The 24,818-nt window shown below is 68.1% G+C and carries 23 protein-coding genes and 2 pseudogenes; 11 read left to right on the top strand and 14 right to left on the bottom strand.

What is annotated here, in order from left to right; genetic code table 11:
* The first annotated feature begins 58 nt into the window (after positions 1 to 58).
* Positions 59 to 1,150, top strand: a complete 1,092-nt coding sequence (gene corA / locus JWS14_RS32745) for a magnesium/cobalt transporter CorA (RefSeq protein ID WP_072948399.1) — start codon at positions 59 to 61, stop codon at positions 1,148 to 1,150.
* Here the strand turns inward: corA and JWS14_RS32740 are convergent.
* Positions 1,147 to 1,734, bottom strand: a complete 588-nt coding sequence (locus JWS14_RS32740; RefSeq protein WP_206015132.1) for a suppressor of fused domain protein — start codon at positions 1,732 to 1,734, stop codon at positions 1,147 to 1,149. The genes corA and JWS14_RS32740 overlap by 4 nt on opposite strands.
* A 65-nt stretch (positions 1,735 to 1,799) precedes the next feature.
* On the opposite strand from JWS14_RS32740, the gene JWS14_RS32735 reads away from it, so the two are divergent.
* Both JWS14_RS32735 and JWS14_RS32730 read left to right on the top strand, forming a co-directional pair.
* On the top strand, positions 1,800 to 2,495 hold the full coding sequence (locus JWS14_RS32735) for a metallophosphoesterase family protein (protein WP_015889788.1): 696 nt from the start codon (positions 1,800 to 1,802) through the stop codon (positions 2,493 to 2,495).
* Positions 2,485 to 3,366: a chromosome partitioning protein ParB gene (locus JWS14_RS32730; RefSeq protein ID WP_072948291.1), complete on the top strand. Its 882-nt coding sequence runs from the start codon at positions 2,485 to 2,487 to the stop codon at positions 3,364 to 3,366. The genes JWS14_RS32735 and JWS14_RS32730 overlap by 11 nt, the downstream gene beginning before the upstream one ends.
* On the opposite strand, the pseudogene JWS14_RS32725 reads toward JWS14_RS32730, so the two are convergent.
* Positions 3,353 to 4,592 (bottom strand): annotated as a pseudogene (locus JWS14_RS32725) (RNA-guided endonuclease InsQ/TnpB family protein). The gene JWS14_RS32730 and the pseudogene JWS14_RS32725 overlap by 14 nt on opposite strands.
* A 20-nt stretch (positions 4,593 to 4,612) precedes the next feature.
* On the opposite strand from JWS14_RS32725, the pseudogene tnpA reads away from it, so the two are divergent.
* Positions 4,613 to 4,938, top strand: a pseudogene (gene tnpA, locus JWS14_RS32720) (IS200/IS605 family transposase); the annotation flags it as partial.
* A 28-nt stretch (positions 4,939 to 4,966) separates the two neighbouring features.
* Here tnpA and JWS14_RS32715 read toward each other — a convergent pair.
* Complete coding sequence (locus JWS14_RS32715) at positions 4,967 to 6,124, bottom strand: winged helix DNA-binding domain-containing protein (RefSeq protein ID WP_241031532.1); 1,158 nt, start codon at positions 6,122 to 6,124, stop codon at positions 4,967 to 4,969.
* Positions 6,125 to 6,215: 91 nt separating this feature from the next.
* On the opposite strand from JWS14_RS32715, the gene JWS14_RS32710 reads away from it, so the two are divergent.
* On the top strand, positions 6,216 to 7,736 hold the full coding sequence (locus tag JWS14_RS32710) for an MFS transporter (protein ID WP_095860989.1): 1,521 nt from the start codon (positions 6,216 to 6,218) through the stop codon (positions 7,734 to 7,736).
* Here JWS14_RS32710 and JWS14_RS32705 read toward each other — a convergent pair.
* From JWS14_RS32705 to JWS14_RS32680, 6 genes are all read right to left on the bottom strand, one after another.
* Positions 7,726 to 8,895, bottom strand: coding sequence for an ABC transporter ATP-binding protein (locus JWS14_RS32705; protein WP_072949595.1), 1,170 nt, complete (start codon positions 8,893 to 8,895; stop codon positions 7,726 to 7,728). The two genes, JWS14_RS32710 and JWS14_RS32705, sit on opposite strands and share 11 nt — an antisense overlap.
* Before the next feature lie 4 nt (positions 8,896 to 8,899).
* Entirely contained in the window at positions 8,900 to 9,736 is an 837-nt protein-coding gene (locus tag JWS14_RS32700) for a carbohydrate ABC transporter permease (RefSeq protein WP_072949597.1), read from the bottom strand.
* A gap of 2 nt (positions 9,737 to 9,738) precedes the next feature.
* Positions 9,739 to 10,686, bottom strand: a complete 948-nt coding sequence (locus JWS14_RS32695; RefSeq protein WP_275957898.1) for a carbohydrate ABC transporter permease — start codon at positions 10,684 to 10,686, stop codon at positions 9,739 to 9,741.
* Positions 10,683 to 12,047: an ABC transporter substrate-binding protein gene (locus JWS14_RS32690; RefSeq protein WP_206015131.1), complete on the bottom strand. Its 1,365-nt coding sequence runs from the start codon at positions 12,045 to 12,047 to the stop codon at positions 10,683 to 10,685. Before JWS14_RS32690 ends, JWS14_RS32695 begins: the two co-directional genes overlap by 4 nt.
* A gap of 249 nt (positions 12,048 to 12,296) precedes the next feature.
* On the bottom strand, positions 12,297 to 12,788 hold the full coding sequence (locus tag JWS14_RS32685; protein WP_015889781.1) for a general stress protein: 492 nt from the start codon (positions 12,786 to 12,788) through the stop codon (positions 12,297 to 12,299).
* A gap of 67 nt (positions 12,789 to 12,855) precedes the next feature.
* On the bottom strand, positions 12,856 to 13,818 hold the full coding sequence (locus JWS14_RS32680; RefSeq protein WP_072949602.1) for an HpcH/HpaI aldolase/citrate lyase family protein: 963 nt from the start codon (positions 13,816 to 13,818) through the stop codon (positions 12,856 to 12,858).
* 71 nt (positions 13,819 to 13,889) lie between these two features.
* Between JWS14_RS32680 and JWS14_RS32675 the strand changes: the two genes are divergently transcribed.
* From JWS14_RS32675 to JWS14_RS32655, 5 genes are all read left to right on the top strand, one after another.
* Positions 13,890 to 15,161 carry a magnesium transporter MgtE N-terminal domain-containing protein gene (locus JWS14_RS32675; RefSeq protein ID WP_072949604.1) on the top strand — a complete coding sequence of 424 codons (1,272 nt, stop codon included), beginning with the start codon at positions 13,890 to 13,892 and terminating at the stop codon, positions 15,159 to 15,161.
* Positions 15,158 to 15,679 carry a DUF1003 domain-containing protein gene (locus JWS14_RS32670; RefSeq protein ID WP_072949607.1) on the top strand — a complete coding sequence of 174 codons (522 nt, stop codon included), beginning with the start codon at positions 15,158 to 15,160 and terminating at the stop codon, positions 15,677 to 15,679. The genes JWS14_RS32675 and JWS14_RS32670 overlap by 4 nt, the downstream gene beginning before the upstream one ends.
* A 115-nt stretch (positions 15,680 to 15,794) precedes the next feature.
* Positions 15,795 to 16,979 (top strand): lytic transglycosylase domain-containing protein, encoded by a 1,185-nt coding sequence (locus JWS14_RS32665; RefSeq protein ID WP_206015130.1) that lies wholly within the window; start codon positions 15,795 to 15,797, stop codon positions 16,977 to 16,979.
* 292 nt (positions 16,980 to 17,271) lie between these two features.
* Positions 17,272 to 18,150 carry a lytic transglycosylase domain-containing protein gene (locus JWS14_RS32660; protein WP_072949611.1) on the top strand — a complete coding sequence of 293 codons (879 nt, stop codon included), beginning with the start codon at positions 17,272 to 17,274 and terminating at the stop codon, positions 18,148 to 18,150.
* 23 nt (positions 18,151 to 18,173) lie between these two features.
* Positions 18,174 to 19,310 (top strand): Mrp/NBP35 family ATP-binding protein, encoded by a 1,137-nt coding sequence (locus JWS14_RS32655; protein ID WP_095860992.1) that lies wholly within the window; start codon positions 18,174 to 18,176, stop codon positions 19,308 to 19,310.
* A 66-nt stretch (positions 19,311 to 19,376) separates the two neighbouring features.
* Here JWS14_RS32655 and tatB read toward each other — a convergent pair whose 3' ends face one another.
* The 4 genes from tatB to sigE all read right to left on the bottom strand — a co-directional run bounded on the left by tatB (position 19,377) and on the right by sigE (position 22,504).
* Positions 19,377 to 19,808, bottom strand: coding sequence for a Sec-independent protein translocase protein TatB (gene tatB / locus JWS14_RS32650; RefSeq protein ID WP_072949615.1), 432 nt, complete (start codon positions 19,806 to 19,808; stop codon positions 19,377 to 19,379).
* 69 nt (positions 19,809 to 19,877) lie between these two features.
* Positions 19,878 to 21,398: a S1C family serine protease gene (locus tag JWS14_RS32645; protein WP_095860993.1), complete on the bottom strand. Its 1,521-nt coding sequence runs from the start codon at positions 21,396 to 21,398 to the stop codon at positions 19,878 to 19,880.
* Positions 21,399 to 21,492: 94 nt separating this feature from the next.
* A complete protein-coding gene (locus tag JWS14_RS32640; RefSeq protein WP_072949620.1) occupies positions 21,493 to 21,855 on the bottom strand; it encodes an RNA polymerase subunit sigma-70 in 363 nt (120 codons plus the stop codon).
* A 16-nt stretch (positions 21,856 to 21,871) separates the two neighbouring features.
* Positions 21,872 to 22,504 carry an RNA polymerase sigma factor SigE gene (gene sigE, locus JWS14_RS32635; RefSeq protein WP_005239257.1) on the bottom strand — a complete coding sequence of 211 codons (633 nt, stop codon included), beginning with the start codon at positions 22,502 to 22,504 and terminating at the stop codon, positions 21,872 to 21,874.
* A gap of 284 nt (positions 22,505 to 22,788) precedes the next feature.
* Between sigE and JWS14_RS32630 the strand changes: the two genes are divergently transcribed.
* Entirely contained in the window at positions 22,789 to 23,427 is a 639-nt protein-coding gene (locus JWS14_RS32630; RefSeq protein WP_072949622.1) for an O-methyltransferase, read from the top strand.
* Between the two features lie 61 nt (positions 23,428 to 23,488).
* On the opposite strand, the gene glgC is transcribed toward JWS14_RS32630, so the two are convergent.
* Positions 23,489 to 24,703, bottom strand: coding sequence for a glucose-1-phosphate adenylyltransferase (glgC, locus tag JWS14_RS32625; RefSeq protein WP_015889769.1), 1,215 nt, complete (start codon positions 24,701 to 24,703; stop codon positions 23,489 to 23,491).
* Between the last annotated feature and the right edge of the window lie 115 nt (positions 24,704 to 24,818).

Here is a 24,818-nt window from a genome sequence, read left to right as displayed (position 1 = left end):
CGGTGCTGACGTACGATTCACCGGCAGCGTTTCCGACTCGACGGTGAAGGAGGGCCCCGTGCCGTCTGTGCCCTCGCTCCCCCGGCGCGGCAGCGACAAGGATCAGCGCGACGGCGAGAAGGACCCGGGTTCCAGGATCCGCATCCCGACCGCGCGGGCCATCGTGGACTGCGGGGTGTACGTCGACGGCACGAGGCTTCCCGGCAAGTACACCCACCAGGCTGCGATGGCCGAGGTTCGCAAGCGGGGTCAGGGGTTCGTGTGGCTCGGGCTGCTCGCTCCCGACGAGGGCCAGATGGAGAGCGTGTCCGAGACGTTCGGGCTGCACGAGCTGATGGTCGAGGACGCCGTCCACGCCCACCAGCGGCCGAAGCTCGAACGCTACGACGACGTGCTGTTCCTGGTGCTGCGGACGGTCAACTATGTGCCGCACGAGTCGGTGGCCACTGCCAGTGAGATCGTCGAGACCGGCGAGATCATGGTCTTCGTAGGAGCCGACTTCGTCATCACCGTGCGGCACGGTGACCATTCCCCGCTGTCGAACGTCCGGCACGCGCTGGAGGCGAACGGGGAGCGGCTCGCCCTCGGCCCGTACGCGGTGCTGCACGCGGTCGCGGACCACGTGGTGGACACGTACCTCGAGGTCACCCAGGCCATCGAGGAAGACGTCGACAGCATGGAGGAGGCGGTGTTCAGTCCGCGCAGCAGCGTTGCGGTCGAACACATCTACCTGCTCAAGCGTGAGATCGTCGAACTCCGCAAGTCGGTGAACCCGCTGTCGAATCCGTTGCTCCGGCTGACGCGGTCACCGGGCAATCCGGTGCCGAAGGAGATCCGCCGCTACTTCCGCGACGTCCTCGACCACCACACCACCGTCGCCGAGCGGATCGCCGAATACGACGAGGTGCTCAGCTCACTCGTCGATGCCGCCCTGGCGAAGGTCGCCGTGCAGCAGAACACCGACATGCGCAAGATCTCGGCGTGGGTGGCGATCGCGGCCGTGCCGACGATGATCGCGGGCATCTACGGCATGAACTTCGACAACATGCCCGAACTCCACTGGCAGTACGGCTATCACGGCGTGGTGTTCGTGATCGCGTCGGTGGCGGTGGGCCTGTTCGTCACGTTCCGCCGGAACAACTGGCTCTAGAGCGACGCGGCGCCGCGGTGCGGATCGCGCACGTCGATGCCCGCCTCCGCCCACGCCTCACGCAGGGCGCCGGCGCCGCGCAACCGGACCCACGCCGCCTCGGTGCCGGTGAGCGGAACGACCGCGAGGAACCGCACGGCCTCCGCGGGTTCGGGCAGCGGCAGGTCGGGGATCGTCGACTCACCGAGCAGCACGGCGGTGAACGGCGCGTCCTTCCACAGCGGCTCTCCCAGGTCGAGCAGCGCGTCCTCCACGAGAACGACACCTTCCACCGACGGCGCCGCCGCCAGCACCGCCAGGGTGCGCGCGACTCCCGACGCCACCCCGGCGCCGCCGCGCAGGGTGAGGATCAGTTCGGCGCGGGGGCCGCGGAGAGCGTCGGCCACCAGTTCGCCGGGGTCACTCATCGGGTGCCGGGAGCATCCCAGGGTCACGTAGCGGACCAGATCCTCGGCGTCGGGTGCGAACCGCAGCACGTCCAGCGGTTCGACGCCCAGGAACGTCACCGATGCCGCAGTCGGCTCCGGTCCCCCGATCTGCCCCAGCAGGTGCGCGCGAACGGAGGCCACAACGCTGTCAGTCACCCCGCCATCAAACCACCGAACCCGCTCACCCGTCCTCCGGCCTCTCGAGCCGGTAGCGTCGGAGCATGGTCTCGGTACTCGCAGTGTCCGACGAGACGATCGAGTCGCTGTGGAGTTCGCAGGTGCGCGCCATGGACGTCGACCTGATCCTCGGTGCGGGCGACCTCCCGTTCGACTATCTGGAATACCTGATCGACGCCCTCGACGCGCCGTGTGTCTTCGTGCCGGGCAACCACGACGCCGACCTGTCCGGCTATTCCGCGGGACGGGTCGGGTGGATGCGGGCGGGACTGCCCTCGGCGTGGCCGGGCCCGTGCGGTGCGGTCAACGCGGACGGCCGGATCGTGCGGATCGCGGGCCTGCGCATCGCCGGCCTCGGCGGATCCATCCGCTACAACGACGGCCCCAATCAGTGGACCGAGCGGCAGCAGCGGCGGCGGGCGCGCAACCTGGCGCTGACGAGCGCGTGGCACGCGCGCCGCTCTGGGGTGTCCGGCGTCGACGTGCTGCTCACGCACAGCCCACCGCGGGGAGTCGGCGACCAGGAGGATCCGCCGCACCGGGGTTTCGAATGCTTCGAGAACCTGGCGGGCAGGTTGCAGGCGCGCGTCATGATCCACGGGCACGTCCACCCGTACGGCCGGGCGGCCGAGGACCGCACGCTCGGCGCGACGACGGTCATCAACACGGTGGGATTCACCCTGATGGAGTTGTCGCCGGGCGCCGAACCGAGCATCGTCAGGCGCCGGCATGGCACGTGACACCGGGTTCCCCGCCGCCGACGCCGAGAACGACTTCACCCGCCAGCGTCGTCGCGCCGAATTGTCGCGCCTGGTCAGCTGGCTGCGCCGCGAACCGGACGACGTCAACGAGATCCTGCCGTTCGACGAGGTGGTCGCGGCCGTCGGCCGGGTCGGGGAACGGTCGCTCGGCCTGCAGGTGATCCCCGTCAACTCCATCGTCGGCAGCGTCGACCGCACGCGCGACTTCGACCGGTTCTTCCGGCCCACGTCCACCCGGGTGCGCGAGCGCTGGCAGCGGCTGGCGGCCGCGCAGCGCCGGGGCGAATCGGTGCCACCGATCCAGGTGTACCGGATCGGGTCGATGCACTTCGTCAGCGACGGCCACCACCGCGTCTCCATCGCGTACGCGATGCATTGGAGCACGATCGACGCCTACGTCACCGAGATCCAGACGAAGATCTCCCCGGACGGAATCGCGCAGCGCGGCGACCTGGTCATCAAGGACCACCGCCGGCTGTTCCTCACGCGGGTGCCGTTGAGCGGGCCACAGCGGGCGGCCGTGGTCGTCACCGATCCGTGGGAGTACGCCGAGATCAGCCAGAGCGTCGAGGCCTGGGGGTTCCGGCTCATGCAGGAGATGGGCGAATTCCTCAGCCGTGAGACCGTGGCCCGGCGCTGGTTCGGTGAGGAGTACCTGCCGGTGGTGCGGATGCTGCGGGCGGCCGGGATGCTGCCCGACCACACCGACGCCGAGGCCTACCTGTGGGTGGCACGCGAGCGGTACCGCCTCGTGCGCCGGCATGTCTGGAACGACGAGATCATCGCCGAGCTCAGCCACCTCGCACCGCGGAGGCACAAACCGGCTAGCTCATCAACTACCCGGTCCTGAAGGACGCGGGTTTGCTGCTCACGTTCTCACTGGCTGTCAGAGGGGTGGCTGCTTTAGGCACGGTTGATTGGGCGGCCCGGTAGTTGTCGTGCCCGAGTGCGGCAATGTTGACGGCGGCGTTATGGTCCGCGTGACCGGTCCATCCGCAGCCGCGGCACCGGAACAGTGCTTGACTGTGCCTGTTCGCGGTGTCGCAGTGCCCGCAGAGGTGGCACGTCTTACTGGTATTGCGAGGGTTGATCACCTGCACCGGCACTCCTGCGGCGTGCGCCTTATAGGTGATCTGGTCGCGCAGTTGCGCGTATGCCCAGGAGTGCAATTGTTGCCGTTGTCTGCGTGCGAGCCGTACCCGGTCCCGGATTCCCGACAGGTCTTCTACCGCGATTCCTTGACCGGTGCGTTGCGCCTGGGCAACAATCGTTTTCGAGAGTTGATGATTGATGTCGGTGGCGTACCGAGTCTCCTTCCTCCGCCGTTTCTTCAGTTTCCGCTTCGCGGACCTGGTCCCCACCTTCTGCAGCGCGGACCGGATGGTTCCGTTCTTTTTCCGGCGGGCGGTGACCGCACCACCGGACCACCGGACGTCGAGTTCGGCCGGGTCGTCTGCGGTGGTCACAGCCAGGTTCACGATCCCCAAGTCCACACCCAGCCACCCGGTGGGGTCGTCGGCGGGGACCAGCTGCTGCGGTGCGTCGGTGTCGACGGTTGCATGCAGGTAGAAACATCCGTCCCGGAAAATCAGATCCGACTCGCCTGTGCGGTCGGCGAGCATTGTCAGCTGCCACGGCGCGCACACGAATCCGACGTTGCGCATCCGGCCCGCGCTCGTCCAGATCGACACCGTCGATCGATCGATCTGCCACGACAAGCACCGATCGTCGAACGGTTGGCCCGCGTCCTGACGGAACACGATCGCCTTACCCGCCACCTTCGCATACCGTGTCGATCCCGGCGTGCCGTAATTCCCGTTACGCAGGTTCGCTGTCCGGGTCGCGTACGCATCCGCGACTTTCTTGATGACCCGGATCGCCGGTTGCGCCGACAACCCGCACGCCTTGAGCTGGGCATAGACCCGCTTTTTGCAGCGCGAACGGGCGCCGATCAGCGGCGGTGTGCGCGAGCTGCGCAACCATGTTCGCCCCCGCATTGCACAACTCCAGTGTCGATTTCAGCGCCACATACTGCTCCGGGGTGGGAGCCAGCTTCACGACAACGATCCGCTTCACACCCTGCGCCTTTCCCTGATCGTCGCGGTGCGTTCACCGACCCGATGCTGACCCGATGCGGGCAATCATGGCAGAGGTGTGTGACAAGTTCGGCGCAACGTTGACCGAGTTCACCGGAGAAACCGACCACGTCCACCTACTGATCCACTACCCACCTACCGTGCAACTCTCCACCCTGGTCAACAGCCTCAAGGGCGTCTCCGCTCGATACCTGCGCCAAGAGTTCCCCGACCACATCCAGAAATACCTGTGGGGCAATCACTTCTGGTCACCGTCCTACTTCGCCGCCCCCGCCGGCGGAGCCCCACTCGCCATCGTCGCCGAGTACATCACCAACCAAAAATGACCAGAACCCACGAAAGAAAGCGACCCCGCTACGCGCGATCGCGCAATACAGACTCAGCTTCCTCCCGGCCCCCAAGGGCCACGCTTCCTCTGATTAATCCGGTGAACCGCACGGCGCGTTCGGTCGCCTCGGGGTGAGCGAACTTCAGCAGTCGCCTGCCCTCCGCCTCGATCGCGGTGCGGTGCGTCTTCGCGATCGTCGCCAGCGGCTCCACGTCGAGTACCGCACGGGACTTCTCGACCACCGTCGTGGTGAACGCCGCGACCCTGCCGTTCACGAGCACGGCCGGTTTGACGATGCCGTTCTGCGTGAAGATCTTCTTCCGCACGTCGTCGTCGACGAGGCGCCCGCGGTCCGCGTGCGAGAGCAACACGTTGTCGAACGGCGCGAGGATGCGGACAGGCGCAGGGGTGTTCGGGTCCGGCCGGGGCGCGTCGGGAAGGTCGAACAGTTCCGGCCCCGACTCCCCCGCGAACACCCGGAGCCCGGGCCGCAGCCGGTCCAGGACCTCGCCGAGCCGGGTCAGCCCCGACCAGGCCTGGGCGTCCCGCGCGCTCGCCGGGCCGAACGCGGCGAGGTAGCGAAGGAGCATCGTGTCGATGGACGGCGCGGCGGAGAGCGGGCGGCCCACCCACGACTCCAGCGTCGCCAGCGCCGGCTGCCCCGACCTGCCCCACAGCCCGCGCGGCGGCACCTGGACCATCGGGACCAGTCCCCGCACCCCGTGGGCGAGCGCGGCACCGTCACGCCCGGGGAACCGCTGCTCGAGCAGCGACCGCATCTGCGACTGGGTGCGGGGTTTCTCGCGCACCAGTTCGCGTCCCGCGGCCGCGAGCGCGTCGAGGTCGATTCCGTCGAGACTCGACCGGTGCTGCGTGTTCGTGTGGAGGTCCCGGTCGAGCAGCGGTTGCGCCAGCGGACGGAACGAGAGGGCGTCGGGCGCGGACAACGCGAACACCGTCCCGCGCATCGCGACGATCCGCACCACCGCGCGGTTCTCGACGAGATCCGACAGCGACTCGGCGCGAAACCGCCTGAGCCGCGCCCACAGCGCGAAGTACGGCGAGGCCGGCGCCTGCGCCTGCAGTCCGCAGAGGTGCTCGATCATGTCGAGCGGGGACAGTTCCGAACGGCTCAGCAGCGATTGCCTGGCCAGCGTCGCCCGGCCCAGCGCTCGATTCGACATGCGTTCAGACCCCACCGTGCACCCCTTCGTTAGTTAGCCCCAGTACCGTATTGGTGTACGCCCGTTCACCGACCCCTGCAGGAGGACCCCCATGGCCGCCGGACCGACAACCGCCGCCAGGGCTCTCCTGCCCGTCATGTGCTTCGTCGTGATGATTGTCGCCGTTCTGCAGACACTGGTGGTACCGATCGTCGGGACCATCGGCGCGCAACTCGACGTCGGCCCCACCGCCGTCGGCTGGCTCCTCACCGCGAACCTCCTCGCAGCCGCCACCGCGACACCCGTCCTCGGCCGCCTCGCCGACCTCCGCGGCAAACGACCCGTCCTGCTCGGGGTGCTCATGGTCGTGCTGCTCGGCTCCCTGATCGGTGCGGTGTCGACGTCCGTGGGGGTGCTGATCTTCGCCCGTGTGCTCCAGGGTGTGTCGTTCGCGCTGTTCCCCATCGGCATCGCGGTGCTGCGCGACGAACTTCCGGCCGAGAGGCTGACCGGGGCGATGGGGATCTTCTCCGGCACTCTCGGTTTCGGCGGATGTTTCGGCATCGTCCTCACCGGTGTGCTGGTCTCCGACGGCGCCGACTTCCACCGCGTCTTCTGGCTGTCCTCGGCCATCACCGCGGCGGGACTCGTCCTCGCCTGGATCGCCATCCCCCGCCGCCCCCGCGCAGGCACGGGTTCCATCGACTGGGTCGGCGCTGTCGGTCTCGCCGCCGGCCTGGTCCTCGTCCTGCTCCCGCTCGCCGAGGGCGGCACCTGGGGCTGGACGTCGCCCGTCACAATCGCCAGCGGAGTCGCCGGGATCCTGGTTCTGATCGGCTGGTTCCTCTTCGAACGCCGGATCACCGATCCACTCGTCGCGCCTCGGCTGCTGACCAACCCACCCGTTCTGGTCACCCATCTGTCCGCCCTGGTGGTGGGCATGTCGATGTTCGTGATGTTCCTGGGCAGCTCGTACTTCGTCCAGACGCCGCGCGCGGTCGCCGGGTACGGCTTCGGGGCCACCGTCCTCGAGGCCAGCACCGTATATCTGCTGCCGGGCGCGATCAGCGGCGTCCTCGCGTCGATCCTGAGCGGAAGACTGATCCACCGCTTCGGTTCCCGCGCCGTCCTGATCGCCGCGAGCGTCGTCGGGGTGAGCGGTTTCGTCGTGTTCGTCTTCGCCCACGACCGCACGTGGGAAGTCATTGCGGCGATCGTGCTGATCAACACGTACATCAGCCTCGCCTACGCGTCGCTGCCGTCGCTGCTCGTGGCCGAGGTCCGGCAGGACGAGACCGGCGTCGCGAACAGCATCAACTCGATCGCCCGGTCCGTGGGCAGCTCGGTCGCCAGCGCGCTGCTCGCGACCCTGCTCGCCGGGATCACCCTCCCCGGGACCGACGTCCCGACCGAATCGGCGTACGTGATCGCGTTCGTCGTCGGTGCGACCGCCGCCGCCCTCGCCGGACTGCTGCCGTTCTTCGGGATCACCCGCACCACCCGCACCCCGTCCGATGAGGAGGAGGACGAGGTGCACGCGACCGCCCTCGCCGCCGAGTGGGGCACGGTCGGCGGCCTCGGCGGGGCGAACACCCGCGGTTCGGGTGAGCGCCACGCCCCGGTCAGAGGGTGAGGTTCGCCCCCGAGTCCTGATCGAACAGGGCGATCTTCGCCCGGTCGAACCACAGTTCCACCGGCCTGCCGTGCGCCGCGGACGATTCGGTCGACAACCGGGCGACCAGCTGCCCGCCGCCCGCGACCGCGGTACCCGAGTCGGCGGCGAGTTCCTCGAGTTCCCGGGACGTCACCTGCGGACCCTCGGCCGTGAAATAGGCGTACTTGTCCGAACCCATCGACTCGAGCACCTCGACGTTGGCCGTGAACGTGGCACCGGCCGCCCGCTGTCCCTCGTCGACGAGCGCCACGTCCTCGAAGTGCTCGGGACGGATCCCGACGACGACGTCCTTCGCCGTGTTCGACGACCCGATCTTGTCGCGCGTCTCCGGGGGCAGCCCGAACTCGCCGAGCGGCGTCGACACCCCGTCGGCGGTGAGCTGTCCCGGGAAGAAGTTCATCGACGGCGAGCCGATGAAACCCGCGACGAACAGGTTGTTCGGGTGGTCGTACAGATCCTGCGGCGCCCCGATCTGCTGAACCACGCCGCCGCGCAGCACCACCACCCGGTCGCCGAGCGTCATCGCCTCGGTCTGATCGTGCGTGACGTAGACCGTGGTGGTGCCGAGTCGCTGTTGCAGCCGGGCGATCTCGGTGCGCATCTGGACGCGGAGTTTGGCGTCGAGGTTCGACAGCGGCTCGTCCATCAGAAACGCCTTGGGGCTGCGGACGATGGCCCGGCCCATCGCGACCCGCTGCCGCTGACCGCCCGACAGATTGGCGGGTTTGCGGTCGAGGTGCTGGGTGAGGTCGAGGATCTTGGCGGCGTCGTCCACCTTCGCCGCGATGTCCGACTTCGACATCTTCGCCAGGGTGAGCGGGAACGCGATGTTCTGCCGCACCGTCATGTGCGGGTACAGCGCGTACGACTGGAACACCATGGCGATGTCGCGGTCCTTCGGCGCCTTCTCGTTGACCCGCTCCCCCGCGATCCGCAGCTCACCGGACGAGATGTCCTCCAACCCGGCGATCATGTTGAGAGTGGTCGACTTTCCGCAACCGGACGGCCCGACCAGGATGATGAATTCGCCGTCGGCGATCGTGATGTCGACGTCGCTCACCGCCTTGGCGCCGTCCGGGTACAGCTTCGTCACCTTGTCGAGCACGATTTCGGCCACAAAATTATCCCTTCACTGCGCCGGAGGTCAGGCCGGCCACGATGCGTCGTTGGAAGAACAGCACGAAGATGATGATCGGGATCGTGATCACCATCGCGGCCGCGGCGATCGAGCCCGTCGGCTCCTCGAACTGGGAGGCGCCGGTGAAGTTCGCGATCGCGGCAGGCGCGGTGATGGACCGTTCCGTCGAGGTCAGCGAGATCGCGAACAGCAGATCGTTCCAGCAGAAGATGAAGACCAGGATCGCGGCGGTCACGATGCCCGGCGCCGCCAGTGGTGCCACCACCTTCCGGAATGCCTGCGCCGGGGTGGCGCCGTCCATCTTGGCCGCCTTCTCCAGCTCCCACGGGATCTCCTTGAAGAAGGCGGACAGCGTGTAGATGGCCAGCGGAAGCGCGAACGTGATGTACGGCAGGATCAGGCCCGCCCAGGTGTCGAACAGCCCGAGCCTGCGCTCGATGTCGAACAGCGGGCTCACGAGGGAGATCTGCGGGAACATCGCGATCAGCAGCGCCACCCCGACCAGCAGTTTCTTTCCCGGGAAGTCGAGGCGGGCAATGGCGTAGGCGGCCATGGTGCCGATGACGACGGCGATCACCGTGGAGATGAGCCCGATGCCGATGGAGTTGATCAGCGCGCTGGTGAACGCGTTGGTCTCGAAGATGCCGCGGTAGTTGTCGAGGGTCCACTTCTGCGGAATGAACTTGCCGTCCTTGATCGTTCCCGCGGGTTTGAACGACAGGCTGGCGATCCACAGCACCGGGACCAGCGCGTACAACAGGACCAGCAGGTTGACCACGGACCAGCTGATCTTGCGGCGAGGAGTGTCGACGACGGCCATGGTTATCGGTTTCCTTCCGTGTCGGCCCCGGGAGCCGACGCGCCGAAGAGCTTGATGAACACGAACGCGAGCAGCGCGACGCACAGGAAGATGAGGACGCTGATCGCCGAGCCGATACCGAGGTTGAACGCCTTGAACAGGTTGTCGTAACCGAGGATCGACAGCGACCCGGTGTCGTTGGCGCCCTTGGTGAGAACGTAGATGTTGTCGAAGATGCGGAACGCGTCGAGGGTGCGGAACAGCAGCGCCACAAGGATCGCGGGTTTCATCAGCGGCAGGATGATCCGCACCAGCCGCGTCCACGCCCCGGCGCCGTCGACCTGCGCGGCCTTGAGGAGGTCGTCGGGAACGAGGGCGAGCCCGGCGAGCAGCAGCAGCGCCATGAACGGCGTCGTCTTCCACACCTCGGCGAGCACGATGATCGCGAGCGACGGGATCTGCTCCGTCAACGGGGCGCTGCCGTCGGGCAGCAGGTTCGCGAGATACCCGGTTCCCGGCGTCCACGCGTAGTACCAGCTGTACGCGGCGGCGACGGTGACGATGCCGTACGGAATCAGCACCACCGTCCGGACGAGGCCCTTCCCCACCAGCGTCCGGTGCATCACGAGCGCCAGGATCAGGCCCAGGACGAACTCGATCACCACCGACACGACGGTGATGCCCACCGTCACCCAGAACGCCTGCCACCAGTACCCGTCCGTCAGCACCGACACGTAGTTGGCGAGTCCGACGAACTTGCGGTCGTCGGGGAAACGGAGGTCGTAGCGCTGCAGGCTCAGCCACACCGCGTACACGACGGGATAGGCCGTCACCGCGATCATGAGGATCGCGGCGGGGGCCACCAACCACAACCCCAGCCGGCGTTCGGCCCGCTTCCCCTCCGAGATCTGGCCCTTGGAGGCGACTTTCGGCTCCTCGCCCCGGTCCGCCTGCACGGTTTCGGTCGTCACGGGATCAGCCCTTCCGAGTTGACCGCCTTGCGGACCTGTTCGGCGAGTTCGTCGACGGTCCGCGGCGGGTCGATGTCACCGACCGGATTCAACGTGGCGGTGATCAGGGTCGAAATGCTCTGGTACGCCGGAGACACCGGGCGGACGGACGCGGTGTCGAGGCTCTCCCGCACCTCACGCCACGCGGGGTACGCCTCCTGGAACGCCGGGTCGTCGTACAGGCTCGCCAGCGTCGGCGGCACACCGCCGTTGACGGCGTTGTTGCGCTGGTTCTCCTCGTTCCGCAGGCAGGACACCGCCTCGAACGCCAGGTCCGGGTGCTGGCTCGTCTTCGCGACCGCGACGTTGAATCCGCCGATCGTCACCTCGGCGGGCCGGCCGGGGATCACCGACGGGTACGGCGCAGGCAGGAAGTTCTGCTGACCGTCGACCGTGAGCACCGTGTTGCCGGTGTCCACGGACGTCGGGTTGCCCTTGTCGTCGATGAACGGGAGGTCGCCCTTCTCGGCGTTCTCGATCATGCCCGGCAACACGAACGGCCAATTGACCTCGAACGCGGCCTTTCCGCTCTCCATCCCGAGCCGGGACGACGCCTCGTCGCCCTGGGAAACCGACGGGTCGGCACCCTTCGCGGTGGCGACCCGCTTCATGACCTCGAGCGCCTGCAGGGCGGCGTCACCGTCCGCGACCGTCACGGTGGTCCCGTCGTCGGCGACGACGGACCCGCCCGCACTCGCGAGCAGGGTGTTGAACCACACCATCAGGCCCTCGTACTGCTTGCCCTGCAACCCGATCCAGCTGGGGCGGCCCTCCGCGGCGAGCCCCTCCGCGATGTCGATCATCTGATCCCACGTCTGCGGCGGCTGCCCGTCCGGCATGAGGTCCTTGCGGTACCAGAGCAACTGGGTGTTGGTGTTCAGCGGTGCGGCGTACAGCTGGTCCTGCCACTTGGCCGATTCGAGCGGGCCTTCGAGCGTGCCCTCGGTGACCTCGGCCGCGATGCCGGGTGGGAGCGGCAGCGCCCAGCCCGCCTCGGCGAACTCGGCGGTCCACACCACGTCGAGCGTCATGATGTCGAGTGACGTGTCGTTGCCGGTGAGCCGGCGGGCCAGCTGGAGGCGTTGATCGTCCGCGCCCTTCGGCAGCGTGCGTTGCTCGATGGTGTACCGGCCGCCCGCTGCGGCCGTGCAGTTGGCCGCGGCCTCCGCGTACTGTTCGGCACCGTCGGCGGCGGTGTAGAAACTGAGGACGATGCCGTCTTCGGACGACCCGCACGCGGCCAGCAGGGGAACGGTGAGGACGGTGGCCGCACCGATCAGTCCCCACTTCAGCGAGCGTCCGGGCTTGGTGCGATGCAGCACAGCCGCCTCCTCGAGCGGCCCTCACGGATCCAGTCGCGGTACGGCTGGGCACGCGGGCCCGCACATTGGTTCCTGCCGGAACACGCGCTCCACCGACAGGTCACGGTTTCGGCGAGGGCCGGGGCCCACGCATTGCGCCGTAAACCTATCCGACATCACCGGCGAACCGGGTGAAATCACGGCGAACGTCGCGAATAGGACGCAATCCGTGACCCGACCGCAACCCGCCGATCGACGTGGTCTCGCCGATCAGAGCGCCAGCTTGGCCAGCATGTCCCTGGCCGTCTCCGCCGACTTCGGCTCGCACAGCACGTCGTACCGCCCGGCGACCAGCTGCATGGTCGACGCGAAATCCCGGGTGCCCCGCGTCGCCGCGTACGGGATCGTCGTGGAGATCAGCCCGAAGATGATGCCGCCGACGATGCCGACGACGAGCGGCGCCAGGAAACCGCCCGTGACGATGCCCAGCAGCAGACCGAAGAACACACCGAGCCACGCGCCCGAAACGATGCCCCCGCCAATCACTTTCGCCCAGGTGAGGCGGCCCAGCACCCGCTCCACCTGCATGAGGTTGACCCCCACGATGGTGACGTCCTCCACCGAGAACTCCTGATCGGAGAGGTAGTCGACGGCGCGCTGCGCCTCCGCGTAGGTGGGATACGAACCGATGGGCCAGCCCGTGGGGGGTTCCGGCAGAGCCCCACGCCGCGCCCCATTGGACTGTCCGAGTGGATTCGTCATCGTCAGCTGGTCTCCTCGTGTGGTTACCGCAGGATCTGTCCTGTGAGAACCATTCTGCCTGCCGAGACTAGTTCGCGTCGGGTCGCACGAACTCGGTGGTCCGTTTCATACCCGCGGCGCGCCCCTTGGCGGAGATCACGAGCGCCATCTTGCGACTCGCCTCGTCGATCATCTCGTCGCCGAGCATCACGGCACCGCGACCGCCGCCCGCCGCGGACGTGTGGAACTCGTAGGCGTCCAGGATCAGTTCGGCCCGGTCGTAATCGTCCTGGCGGGGACTGAACACGTCGTTCGCCGCCTCGATCTGGGTGGGATGCAGCACCCACTTGCCGTCGAAGCCGAGCGCGGCCGTGCGCTGCGCCGACCGCCGGAACGCCTCCACGTCGCGGATCTGGAGGTAGGGGCCGTCGATGGCCTGGACCCCGTGCGCGCGGGCCGCCATCAGGATGGTCATCAGAATGTGGTGGTAGGCGTCGCCGCGGTCGTAGCCGTCCGGCTGCTCCCCGACGACCAGCGTGCGCATGTTGATGCTCGCCATGAAGTCGGCGGGACCGAACACCAGTGTCTGCACGCGCGGGCTCGCCGTCGCGATCGCGTTGATGTTGGTGAGCCCGATCGCGTTCTCGATCTGCGGTTCGATGCCGATCCGGCCCACCTCGAGCCCGTTGGCCTTCTCCACCTGGGTCAGCAGCAGGTCCAGGGCCTGAACATGGCTGGCGTCCGGCACTTTCGGCAGCAGGATCGCGTCGAGGTGGGCACCCGCCCGCCCCACGACCTCGACGACGTCGGCGTACGTCCACTCGGTGGTCCAGTCGTTGACCCGGACCACCTTGATCTGCTCACCCCACCCGTCCTCGGCGAGCGCGTCGCCGATGGTGCCGCGGGCTTCCTGCTTGGCGAGCGGTGCCACCGCGTCCTCGAGATCGAGGAAGATCTCGTCGGCGGGCAGCCCCTTCGCCTTGTCGATCATCTTGCGGCTGCTGCCCGGAACGGCGAGAACAGATCGCCGTGGCCTGTAGACGGAACTCATGACGGACGATCCTCCACTTTCGCAGGTGTTCGATTCCCTGTATCTCTGTACAACGATCTAGCCTGGCAATCATGGCAGCTGCGAACAAGGTTTTTGCAGCCAGGCTGGCCGGCCTGGTGGTACTCGGCCCCGACGGGGAGTCGATCGGCCGCGTCCGGGACGTGGTGATCACCGCCCGCGTCGGCAGGCAGCAGCCGCGCGTGCTCGGGCTGGTCATCGAATTGTTCACGCGCAAACGCATCTTCGTCCCGATGCTCCGCGTCACCGCGATCGAACCCAGCTCGGTGACCCTCACGACGGGCAACGTCAGTCTCCGCCGATTCCAGCAACGGCCCGGCGAGGTCCTGGCCCTCGCTCAGGTTGCGGATTCCCACGTGCGCGTGGACGACCCGGAACTCGAGGAACTGCGGGACGCCGACATCATCGTCGTCGACCTGGGTATCGAGCAGACCCGCACCCGGGACTGGGTGGTGTCGAAGGTGGCGGTGCGCGGGCACCGCGGCAGGCTCGGCCGTCGGGCCGCCATGCACGTCGTCGGGTGGCAGCACGTCCAGGGCCTCACGCAGACCGACCTGGCGATGCCCGGCCAGGGCGTCTCGGCCCTGCTCACGCAGTTCGAGGGGATGCGCGCCGCCGACGTCGCGAACGCGATGCGTCTCCTGCCGGAGAAGCGCCGCCACGAACTCGCCCTCGCACTCGACGACGAGCGCCTCGCCGACGTCGTCCAGGAACTGCCCGCCGACGACCAGACGGATCTGCTCATGCACCTCGAGGTGGAACGGGCCGCCGACGTCCTCGAGGCCATGGACCCCGACGACGCCGCCGACCTCCTCGGTGAGCTTCCCGAAACCGAGGCCGAATCGCTGCTGCAGCTGATGGATCCGCAGGACTCCGAGCCGGTCCGCCGCCTGCTCGAGCACTCGCCCGACACCGCGGGCGGACTGATGACTCCCGAGCCGGTGGTCCTCACCGCGTCGACGACGGTCGCCGAGGCACTGGCCCGGGCCCGGATCTCGGACGTCACCCCCGCCCTCGCGAGCATGGTGTTCGTCGTCCGCCCACCGACCGCGACACCGACCGGCCGCTACCTGGGATGCGTCCACCTGCAGAAACTGCTGCGCGAGCCGCCCGCGAGCCTGGTCGGCGGACTACTCGACACCGACATGCCGCGGCTGGCACCCGAGGACTCCCTGACGTCGGTGACGCGCTACTTCGCGACGTACAACCTGGTGTGCGGGCCCGTCGTCGACGACGAGGACCATCTGATCGGCGCGGTCACCGTCGACGACGTCCTGGACCACCTCCTCCCCGAGGACTGGCGTGAAGAGGAGATCGACGGATGAGCGAGAAGTCGCCCAGCGCAGCCGCCCGGAGCCTGTCCGACCGGCAGCGACTCGACACCCCGCGCGGCACCCGCCGCTTCCGGGTCACGTATGACGTGGAGGCCGTCGGCCGGGCCAGCGAGAACTTCGCCCGGTTCCTCGGCACGGGCCGCTACCTGATGATCCAGACGGTGATCGTGATCGTCTGGATCATCATCAACGTCTTCGCCGTCCGCCTGCAGTGGGATCCCTACCCGTTCATCCTCCTCAACCTGGCATTCTCCACCCAGGCCGCCTACGCGGCGCCGCTCATCCTGCTGGCACAGAACCGCCAGGAGAACCGCGACCGCGTCTCCCTCGAGGAGGACCGCTCCCGCGCCGAGCAGACGAAAGCGGACACCGAATTCCTCGCCCGGGAACTGGCCGCGCTGCGCATCGCGATCGGCGAGGTGGCCACCCGCGATTACCTGCGGCGCGAACTCGACGAGATCAGGACGCTGCTGGCCGACGAGGAAGACACGCGCACCCGGCGGAAGTGACGCCGGCGAATCCCCCCAAACTCCGGCACGGCCAATCACGGATATGTAACGTCAGTCACATCTTCTCGGATGTATGCGGTGTGCACAGACGAAGAGCACCGCAGGGGGTGATCGAGTGCGGATACGTGGACTGTTGACGGTGACTGCCCTGACCGTGGGCGCAGTTGCCACCCTCGGGTCCTCGACCGGCGGTTCCGCGATCAGCGGCGCATCCGTGAGCGCCACCGCCTACTCGTCCACCGGTGCGGCGACCGCCCTCGCAGCGTCGTCGGTCACGCCGGGAAGCACTCCACCCGCCTCGTACCTCCCGCCCGCGGGAATCGTGGCTCCCACAGCGCGGGTCGCGCGATCGCAGCGGGCCGCGCCCCCGCCGCCCGCCCCGGCACCCGCCGTGACAAATCCCACATCTCCCCTATCTTCTACGTCGCCGTCCGGCACCGGTCTCATCGCCGCACCGGTGATTTTGAGCGCTCTGGGCATCCCCGAGATCGTATTCAACGCGTACCGGTCCGCGGAACTCGAGATGATGGCGGAGTCCCCCAAGTGCGGTCTGCCGTGGCATCTGCTGGCCGGCATCGGCCGCATCGAATCGGGGCACGCCGGCGGCGGCCGGACCGACTCGGTGGGCACCACGATCACCCCGATCCTGGGTCCGGTTCTCGACGGCAGGCTGGCGGGCAACGAGATCATCCGTGACACCGACCGCGGCGCCACGGACGGCGACCCCGCGCACGATCGCGCCGTCGGACCGATGCAGTTCATTCCGTCCACGTGGGCCAAGTACGCGTCGGACGGCAACGCCGACGGCGTGGCCGATCCCAACAACGTGTTCGACGCGACGCTGGCGGCGGCCCGGTACCTCTGCTCGGGCGGTCTCGACCTCCGCGATCCGCTCCAGGAGACCCGCGCGGTCCTGCGCTACAACAACTCGGCCGCATACGCCGCCAACGTCATCACCTGGTCGAACGCGTACAGGAACGGGGGAACTCCGACGCCGGGCCAGCTGGCGGAGTCGGCCTCGCCGTCGCCTGGACGGGTCGCCGACGCTGCCGCTGCCGCATCGAACCTCCCCCGCGATCTCGCGACCACCCCGCAGCCGTCGACGGGCGGTGCCGCTGCCCCCACGACGCCCGCTCCGGCACCGCCGATTCCCGGGCTCCCGCCGCTGCCACAACTGCCCTGTCTGTTCTTCTGCCCGCCCGCCGATCCGTCGGCTCCCGCGGCCGCCGTGCCCGACCCGGGCGCCCCCGCTCCGGTCGCGCCCCCGGCCACCGCTCCGGCTGTCACCGCTCCCCGGTAATCACCCCGCGTCCGCCGCGCGCCCTGCCATCTCGCAGGGCGCGCGGTGACGCGTGTGGGTCGCCGGGTTCGTGTGCTGTCGACCCGCTCACTCTTCATCGGCCGACCACGCTGCGTCCTGGCGTGACCTTGCCGTGTTCGTTACCCTCGCTCAGGTGCGCTCCGAGTAACGGAACCCTCCGATACAAGTCCGTTTGATCACGGTTGAATAACGGAAAGATATCGAATCAGGTAGCCTCGATCCGGTCAGTTGAACGGAACACCCCAAGACGGGGGTCGCAGGAGGCAATCGAGTGGGTCGGCACAACAAGAAGACGGATTCCCATATCCGCCGCAATTCGGTCATCGCGCTTACCGGACTCGTCCCCATCGGACTGATCACCGCAGCCAACACGGCCGGCGCCGCACCCAAGGTCCCGTTCCTGTCCACGAGTTCCTCGTCGGAGGTCGCCGACGTCGCCCAGGAGGCGACCGACACCGCACCCGAGGCCGCAGAAGCCGTCACCCCCGTCGCGGAGACCGCCGCCGAGTCCGCACCCGCGGTCGAGGCAGCGTCCGCGCCGCCGGCACTCGCACCCGTCCAGGCCACGCCGCCGCTCCCGACGAGCATCGCGCAGGGCGCACTCGGCATCCCCGCCGTCAACGTCGCGGCCTACCAGAACGCCGAACGCATTCTCGCGGTCGAGCAGCCGGGTTGCGGCATGTACTGGACGCTCATCGCCGGGATCGGCCGCGTCGAGTCCACCCACGCCTACGACGGCAAGACCGACGACAAGGGCAACATGCTCAACCCCGTCCTCGGCCCGGTCCTCGACGGCAGCCTCGGCGGCAACGCCGTCATCCGCGACACCGACGGCGGCAAGCTGGACGGCGACACCAACTACGACCGCGCCGTCGGCCCCACCCAGTTCCTGCCCGAGACCTGGAACCGCTACGCGGGCGACGGCAACGGCGACGGCGTCGCCGACCCGCAGAACGTCTTCGACTCCGCACTGACCACCGGAAAGTACCTGTGCGACGGCGGATTGAACGTCAAGGATCCGATTCAGGCGGCGAAGGCCGTGCACCGGTACAACAACTCCGCCGCCTACGTGGCCAACGTGCTCGCATGGTCCGCCGGCTACTCCAGCGGGATCATCCCGGCGGCTGCGGACCTGCCGCGCATCCACTGAGCGCACATCCTTACCATTGAGTCATGCCAGTCCTGAGCGAGTCCGCTGTACGTAGCGCCCTGGCGCGCGTCCAGGATCCCGAGATCCGGAAACCGATCACCGAACTCGGGATGGTCAAGAGCATCGACATCGCGCCCGACGACAGCGTCGACATCGCGATCTACCTGACCACCGCGGGCTGCCCGATGCGGACCGAGATCAGCGACCGTGTCACCAAGGCCGTGGCGGACGTCCCCGGCGTCGGTGCGATCCGCGTCGAACTCGACGTGATGAGCGACGAGCAGCGCACCGAACTCCGCAAGTCGTTGCGCGGAGACTCGGCCGAGCCCGTCATCCCGTTCGCCCAGCCCGGTTCCCTCACCCGCGTCTACGCGGTCGCGTCCGGCAAGGGCGGCGTCGGCAAGTCCAGTGTCACCGTCAACCTGGCCGCCGCACTGGCCGCCCGCGGACTGTCGGTGGGTGTGCTCGACGCCGACATCTACGGACATTCCGTTCCCCGCATGCTCGGCACCGACGCCAAGCCCACGCAGGTCGAACGCATGATCATGCCGCCCGTCGCGCACGACGTGAAGATGATCTCCATCGCCCAGTTCACTCAGGGCAACACCCCGGTCGTGTGGCGTGGACCGATGCTGCACCGCGCGCTGCAGCAATTCCTCGCCGACGTCTTCTGGGGCGATCTCGACGTTCTGCTGCTCGATCTGCCGCCGGGAACCGGCGACGTCGCCATCTCCGTCGCGCAACTGATCCCCGGCGCGGAGATCCTCGTCGTCACCACCCCGCAGCAGGCCGCTGCCGAGGTGGCCGAGCGCGCCGGTGCCATCGCCCTGCAGACCCGTCAGCGCATCGTCGGCGTCGTCGAGAACATGTCGTGGATGGATATGCCCGACGGCAGCCGGATGGACATCTTCGGTTCCGGCGGCGGTCAGGCCGTCGCCGACCGCCTCACGAAGGCGGTGGGCGCGAAGGTGCCGCTGCTCGGACAGATCCCGCTCGAGCAGGCTGTCCGGGAGGGCGGCGACGGCGGCGTCCCCATCGTCCTCGGCCAGCCGGATTCGCCGGCCGCGACGGCACTCCGCGACATCGCGGACAAGTTGGCCGTCCGCAAGCGCGGGCTCGCCGGAATGTCGCTGGGGATCGACACCACCCGGCACCTCTAGGCACTCCGTGCTCGTGCGCCTTTCCGGTTGCTCCAGCGACCACAAAGGCGCACGAGCCCGAGGGGCCTACGTGGCGTCGAGGTCGATCGGGGGGCGCTCGCCCGCCACGAGCGGCTTGTTCTGCGGAGCAGTGGGCGTCGACGGATCGGCGCTGACGGCCTTCGTTCCCGGATTCGACTTGTCGAACGACACCGAACTCGGCTTGTCGAAGTTTCCGGTGAGAATCGAATCGTCACCGTCGAGAAGGTGTTTGGTGATGACCGCACGCGGCGTCATTCCGCGGAGCTGATTGAGATCCGCCAGCGGTTTGCGGAGATCCTCGAACTCCGGGCCGAGTTCGTCCTTGAGTTGCTGGCTGGCGCCACTCGCATACTCACGGACCTGCCTCAATGACTTCGTAACCCAGCTGATCGCACCCGGAAGCCGCTCGGGTCCCAAGATGACCAGAGCCGCGACGAGGAGGACCATGAACTCGCCCCAACCAATGTTGCCGAACACGTGGTCAGCCTACTGTGCGGTGTGGGTGCATGCCCAGGTGGCGGAGCGATTTCACAGCAACCTCTCGAGTCAGTCGGAGGCCGGGGTCACGTCGACATCGACGAGCCGGCCCTCGCGAATCAGCTGAACCCGGACGGGCTCGCCGATTTTCTGCAGGTTGACGGCGACGACCAACTCGTCGGCGCTCGTGACCGTGCGGTCGCCGACCTTGACGATGACGTCGTTCTCGACGATGCCCGCCCGCGCGGCCGGGCTGTCCGAGCGGACGTTGGCCACCTGAGCTCCGCTGGTGTTGTCGTTGACGACGGTGCGGGCGTTGACGCCGATGTCCGGGTGATGCATCTGCCCGTCCCGGATGAGGGTCTGAGCGACCGTGGTGACGTCGTCGATGGGAATCGCGAAGCCGAGACCCACCGAGCCACCGGATTCGCTGAGCATGGCGGTGTTGATGCCGATCACCCGGCCGGTGTCGTCGACGAGCGCGCCGCCCGAGTTGCCGTGGTTGATGGCGGCGTCCGTCTGGACGGCGTCGATGACGGCATTCGTGTCGGAGCCCTCGCCGGACAGCCGCATCGGGCGGTGCAGGGCACTGACGATGCCTCGGGTGACGGTCTTGCTGAGTCCGAGGGGCGAACCGACGGCGACGACGTCCTCACCGACCTGCACGTCCCCGGACCTGCCGAGTTCTGCGACCGTCAGATTGTCGGCGGAGACCTTGAGCACGGCCAGGTCGGTCTTGATGTCGCGACCGACGATCTGGGCGTCGGCCTTGGTTCCGTCGGAGAAGATCACCTGGATCTTGCCGCCGTCGGGGGCGGTGGCGGCGGCGGAGATGACGTGATTGTTGGTGACGATGTAACCGGCGCCGTCGATGACGACACCCGAACCGGTACTGCCCTGGTCACCGACCGCCACCTGGATGGACACGACGGAGGGCAGGACGGCGTCCGCGACCTGCGCGACGGGCGACTGGCCGAGGTCCTCGTCGCCGCCCTGGACGAGGGTGACGCTGTCACTGGTCAGCGAGCTGCGATCGGCGGTGATCACTGCGGCGAGCAGGCCACCGACCAGACCGATCGCGAGCGCGATTCCGCCCAGCGCGGCGAGCGCTTTCGGCGCCACCTTGCCGCCGAACAGGACCTCTCGGGCGCTGAGGGCGGGGGCGGGCGGTCGCGAGTGTTCCGTGGCGTGCAACGCCGGGGAGCCGAGTTCGACACCCGCTGCGGGGTCGCGCCACGGGTCCGCGGGCGGGGCCTCGATTGCCGGGGCGGCGGTCTTACGGTGGGGATCGCGCTGAATGGTGTCGACCTCGCCGTCCGGACGGCCGAACGCCTCCGCCAGCACGGGGTCGGGTGCACCGACCTTCATCGAGGGTTCGCTCTCACGCCGGGTATCCGACGGAGCGAAGGAACCGGTGACGCCACCCGGTCGGCCGAATGCGCGGCTGGACGCCGCATCGATCCGCGGCCGGTAGACGGGCCTCGGATCGAGCCGTGGGGCGTCCGCCGGACGCAGCGTGCCCGACTCGTCCGCCACGGGACCGTCGGGCACCGTCGCGTCGGAACCCGGAGTCTTGTAATCCGCCGTCACGCTGTCGTGTCCCCCTCGTGTGCGTCAGTCACGCGCCCCAGTATCACCGATGCCCCGCCGGGCGCGGACACCGCCGTCGTCGGTCCGGCTGCGCTCAACGGCGCCAACGCCGGGACCAGATCCGGCTGGTGATCGAGTACTCGCTCGTGACCGGCGAATCCGGGGTGTGGGAGTCGAACGGGGACTTGTCGGAGGGCTCGCCCTGGTTGCAGCTGGGGATCTGACTCAGCAGACCCAGCAGACCCGAGGGCATCGCGACGTCACCGCTGCGACGCAGAGCACGCCGCGCCTGCTGCTGGGAGTCGACCTCGAACGCACACTCGGCGCAGATCGACAGGTGGTGGGCGGCGCGCAGATAAGCGGACATGCGGAGTTCACCGTCGACGAAGGCGGCGATCGCCTCACTCGCCAAGTGTTCGGTGGAGCCAAACTGGCGAGGTACACGCCCCTGCGTCATTCGTCCCTCCTGGTAACTACCCGACGCCGATCTGATCGGAGTCAACCTTTCCGTTCACAGCCAGATGCTCACGCAGAGCCTGCCTGCCGCGGTGGATGCGGCTACGCACGGTTCCGAGCTTCACACCCAGTGTGGCACCGATCTCCTCGTAGGACAGTCCTTCGATGTCACACAGCACGACCGCGGCGCGGAACTCCGGGGCCAGCGAATCGAGCGCTGCCTGCAGATCGGCGTCCAGGCGGGCGTCGTGGTAAATCTCCTCGGGGTTCGGCCCGTCGGCCGGGACCCGATCGTAGTCCTCGGGGAGCGCTTCCATGCGGATGCGGTTCCGGCGGCGGACCATGTCGAGGAAGAGGTTGGTGGTGATGCGGTGCAACCAGCCCTCGAACGTGCCGGGCTGGTAGTCGGACAGGGATCGGAACACCCGGATGAATGTGTCCTGGGTGAGATCCTCGGCGTCCTGCGCGTCGCCCGACAGCCGGTAGGCCAGCCGGTAGACTCGGTCGCCGTGCTCGCGGACGAGTTCGTCCCACGACGGCATGGCGGATTTCTCGCCTGTGGCATCGAACACAGCGGTGCCCGTCAGCTCGGCGTCCGACAGCTGCTCGTCGGTGTTTCTCTCGTCTGGAGCCATCGTGTGGTTGCTCATCGAGTTAAGTGGATCCTCCTACTCAGGACCGCAGATCACTGGACGTGGTATAGGCGTCAACTCCCGGGAGCGGGGATTTGTTCCCGGGCTCTCGGACTTTTCCTCCGTCGTCGTGATCTCCCCGCCGGGCGGTCTTCGGATCTGGCGTTGGGCTTACTCTTTCCCACCCCGATATGTGTGCGGTGTGAGCAAGCTGAGGTATTCCTGAGAATCGCGCCGCGCCGGGTCACGGCATTGTTGTCGAGCGCGCCTCGCAGCGGCGATGACGAGACCCCGATAACCTCATGTGCGTGCAGACAAACGCCGAACGGATACTCACCCACGCAGAAGGGGCTGTCCGTGAAGACGAGGCCCTCGGTGCGGCCAGGGAGCGGGCGGACGACCTCGGTGCCGAACCGGTACCTCCCGCGGTCGGTGCTGCGCTCGCCCTGTTTGCCCGCATGCTGGACGCCAAGACTGTCGTCGAGGTCGGCACCGGCGCGGGTGTGAGCAGCCTGTGGCTGCTCCGGGGCATGCGCGAGGACGGCGTCCTCACCACCATCGACAGTGAACCCGAGCACCAGCGGGCCGCCAAGCTGTCGTTCCGGACCAACGACATCGCACCCGCCCGGACGAGGCTGATCAACGGCCGGGCACTCGACGTCCTGCCGCGACTCGCCGACGGGGCGTACGACCTGGTGTTCGTCGACAGTGCACCGGTCGACCACCCGCACTACGTCCGCGAAGGAGTTCGGCTGCTGCGCCCGGGCGGCGCGATCGTGCTGCACAACGCGCTGCACGGGGGCCGGGTCGTCGACCCGAGCCAGCGGGACGCCGCGACCGTCGCCGTCCGCGAGGCCGCCAAGGCGCTCGCCGAGGACGACAAGCTGATCCGGGTGTTGCTGCCGATCGGCGACGGCCTGCTCTGCGCGTCCAAGCTCTGAGCGGCGTCCCCGGCTCAGAAACCGTCCCCACTCCGAGAGCCCCGTTTCCGGGGCCCTCCCGCTAGATCCAGACGCCCTTGCCGATGGCCACGACTCCGCCGTTGCTGACGGCGAAGCGCTGCTTGTCGCGCTCGAGGTCGACGCCGATGATCTCCCCGTCGCCGACGACCACGTTCTTGTCGAGGATCGCGCGGCGCACGACGGCGCCCTTGCCGATGCGCACACCCGGCATCAGGACGCTGCCCTCCACGGTCGCACCGCTGTCGACCATCACATTGGAGCTGAGCACGGAGTTGCGCACCGTCGCCGCCGACAGGATGCACCCGGCCCCGACCACGGACTCCTGCGCGAGGCCGCCCTGCACGAACTTGGCGGGCGCCAGGTTCTCCGTCTCGCCGCGGATCGGCCAGCGCCGGTTGTAGAGGTTGAAGATCGGGTGGACCGACACGAGATCCATATGGGCGTCGTAGAACGCGTCGAGCGTTCCCACGTCCCGCCAGTAGCCCCGGTCGCGGTCGGTGGCGCCGGGGACGACGTTGTCCTTGAAGTCGTACACGGACGCCTCGCCCGCCTCGACGAGCGCGGGGATGATGTCGCCGCCCATGTCGTGATCGGAGTCGGAGTTCTCGGAGTCAGCCCGGATGGCGTCGACGAGCACCTTGGTGGTGAACACGTAGTTACCCATCGACGCGAACGTCATGTTGGGGTCGTCCGGGGTCCCCGGCGGATGTGCCGGCTTTTCGAGGAACTGCACGATGCGGCCCGACTCGTCGCTGTCGATACAGCCGAACGCGAACGCCTCGCTGCGCGGCACCCGGATCCCGGCCACCGTCACTCCGGCGCCCGACTCGATGTGGTGCTGCACCATCTGCTCCGGGTCCATCCGGTACACGTGGTCGGCGCCGAACACGACGATGTACTCGGGATCCTCGTCGTAGACGAGGTTCAGCGACTGCAGGATCGCGTCCGCACTGCCGGTATACCAGCGCGGACCCAGACGCTGCTGCGCGGGAACGGGAGTGATGTATTCACCCGCGAACCCGGACAGTCGCCACGTCTGAGAGATGTGGCGGTCCAACGAGTGCGACTTGTACTGCGTCAGAACACACAGGCGGAGGTATCCCGCATTGACCAAATTGCTGAGCACGAAATCGATCAACCGGTAGGCGCCTCCGAAAGGCACAGCAGGCTTCGCCCGATCCGCGGTGAGCGGATAGAGACGTTTGCCCTCGCCGCCGGCGAGCACGATTCCAAGCACATGTGGCTGGCTCCTCACCCTGTCAACCTATCGGGCGGCCACTCCCCCCGCCAGCGAAGCGCCGACTCACAATTTCTCCGATACCCGAATGTGTCCGAGAGCGGTGGCCCGAAGCCGCCCGGACGGTTACGTT

Origin of the sequence: Rhodococcus koreensis, assembly GCF_017068375.1 — a bacterium.
Classification (GTDB): domain Bacteria; phylum Actinomycetota; class Actinomycetes; order Mycobacteriales; family Mycobacteriaceae; genus Rhodococcus_F; species Rhodococcus_F koreensis.
This window is presented reverse-complemented; position numbering and strand designations above follow the sequence as displayed.

Coding starts and splice junctions, on each gene's coding strand:
- JWS14_RS32735 (WP_015889788.1), top strand. CDS start 1,800: ATGGTCTCGGTACTCGCAGTGTCCGACGAGACGATCGAGTCGCTGTGG.
- JWS14_RS32730 (WP_072948291.1), top strand. CDS start 2,485: ATGGCACGTGACACCGGGTTCCCCGCCGCCGACGCCGAGAACGACTTC.
- JWS14_RS32715 (WP_241031532.1), bottom strand. CDS start 6,124: ATGTCGAATCGAGCGCTGGGCCGGGCGACGCTGGCCAGGCAATCGCTG.
- JWS14_RS32710 (WP_095860989.1), top strand. CDS start 6,216: ATGGCCGCCGGACCGACAACCGCCGCCAGGGCTCTCCTGCCCGTCATG.
- JWS14_RS32700 (WP_072949597.1), bottom strand. CDS start 9,736: ATGGCCGTCGTCGACACTCCTCGCCGCAAGATCAGCTGGTCCGTGGTC.
- JWS14_RS32685 (WP_015889781.1), bottom strand. CDS start 12,788: ATGACGAATCCACTCGGACAGTCCAATGGGGCGCGGCGTGGGGCTCTG.
- JWS14_RS32680 (WP_072949602.1), bottom strand. CDS start 13,818: ATGAGTTCCGTCTACAGGCCACGGCGATCTGTTCTCGCCGTTCCGGGC.
- JWS14_RS32675 (WP_072949604.1), top strand. CDS start 13,890: ATGGCAGCTGCGAACAAGGTTTTTGCAGCCAGGCTGGCCGGCCTGGTG.
- JWS14_RS32670 (WP_072949607.1), top strand. CDS start 15,158: ATGAGCGAGAAGTCGCCCAGCGCAGCCGCCCGGAGCCTGTCCGACCGG.
- JWS14_RS32655 (WP_095860992.1), top strand. CDS start 18,174: ATGCCAGTCCTGAGCGAGTCCGCTGTACGTAGCGCCCTGGCGCGCGTC.
- JWS14_RS32640 (WP_072949620.1), bottom strand. CDS start 21,855: ATGACGCAGGGGCGTGTACCTCGCCAGTTTGGCTCCACCGAACACTTG.
- sigE (WP_005239257.1), bottom strand. CDS start 22,504: ATGAGCAACCACACGATGGCTCCAGACGAGAGAAACACCGACGAGCAG.
- JWS14_RS32630 (WP_072949622.1), top strand. CDS start 22,789: ATGTGCGTGCAGACAAACGCCGAACGGATACTCACCCACGCAGAAGGG.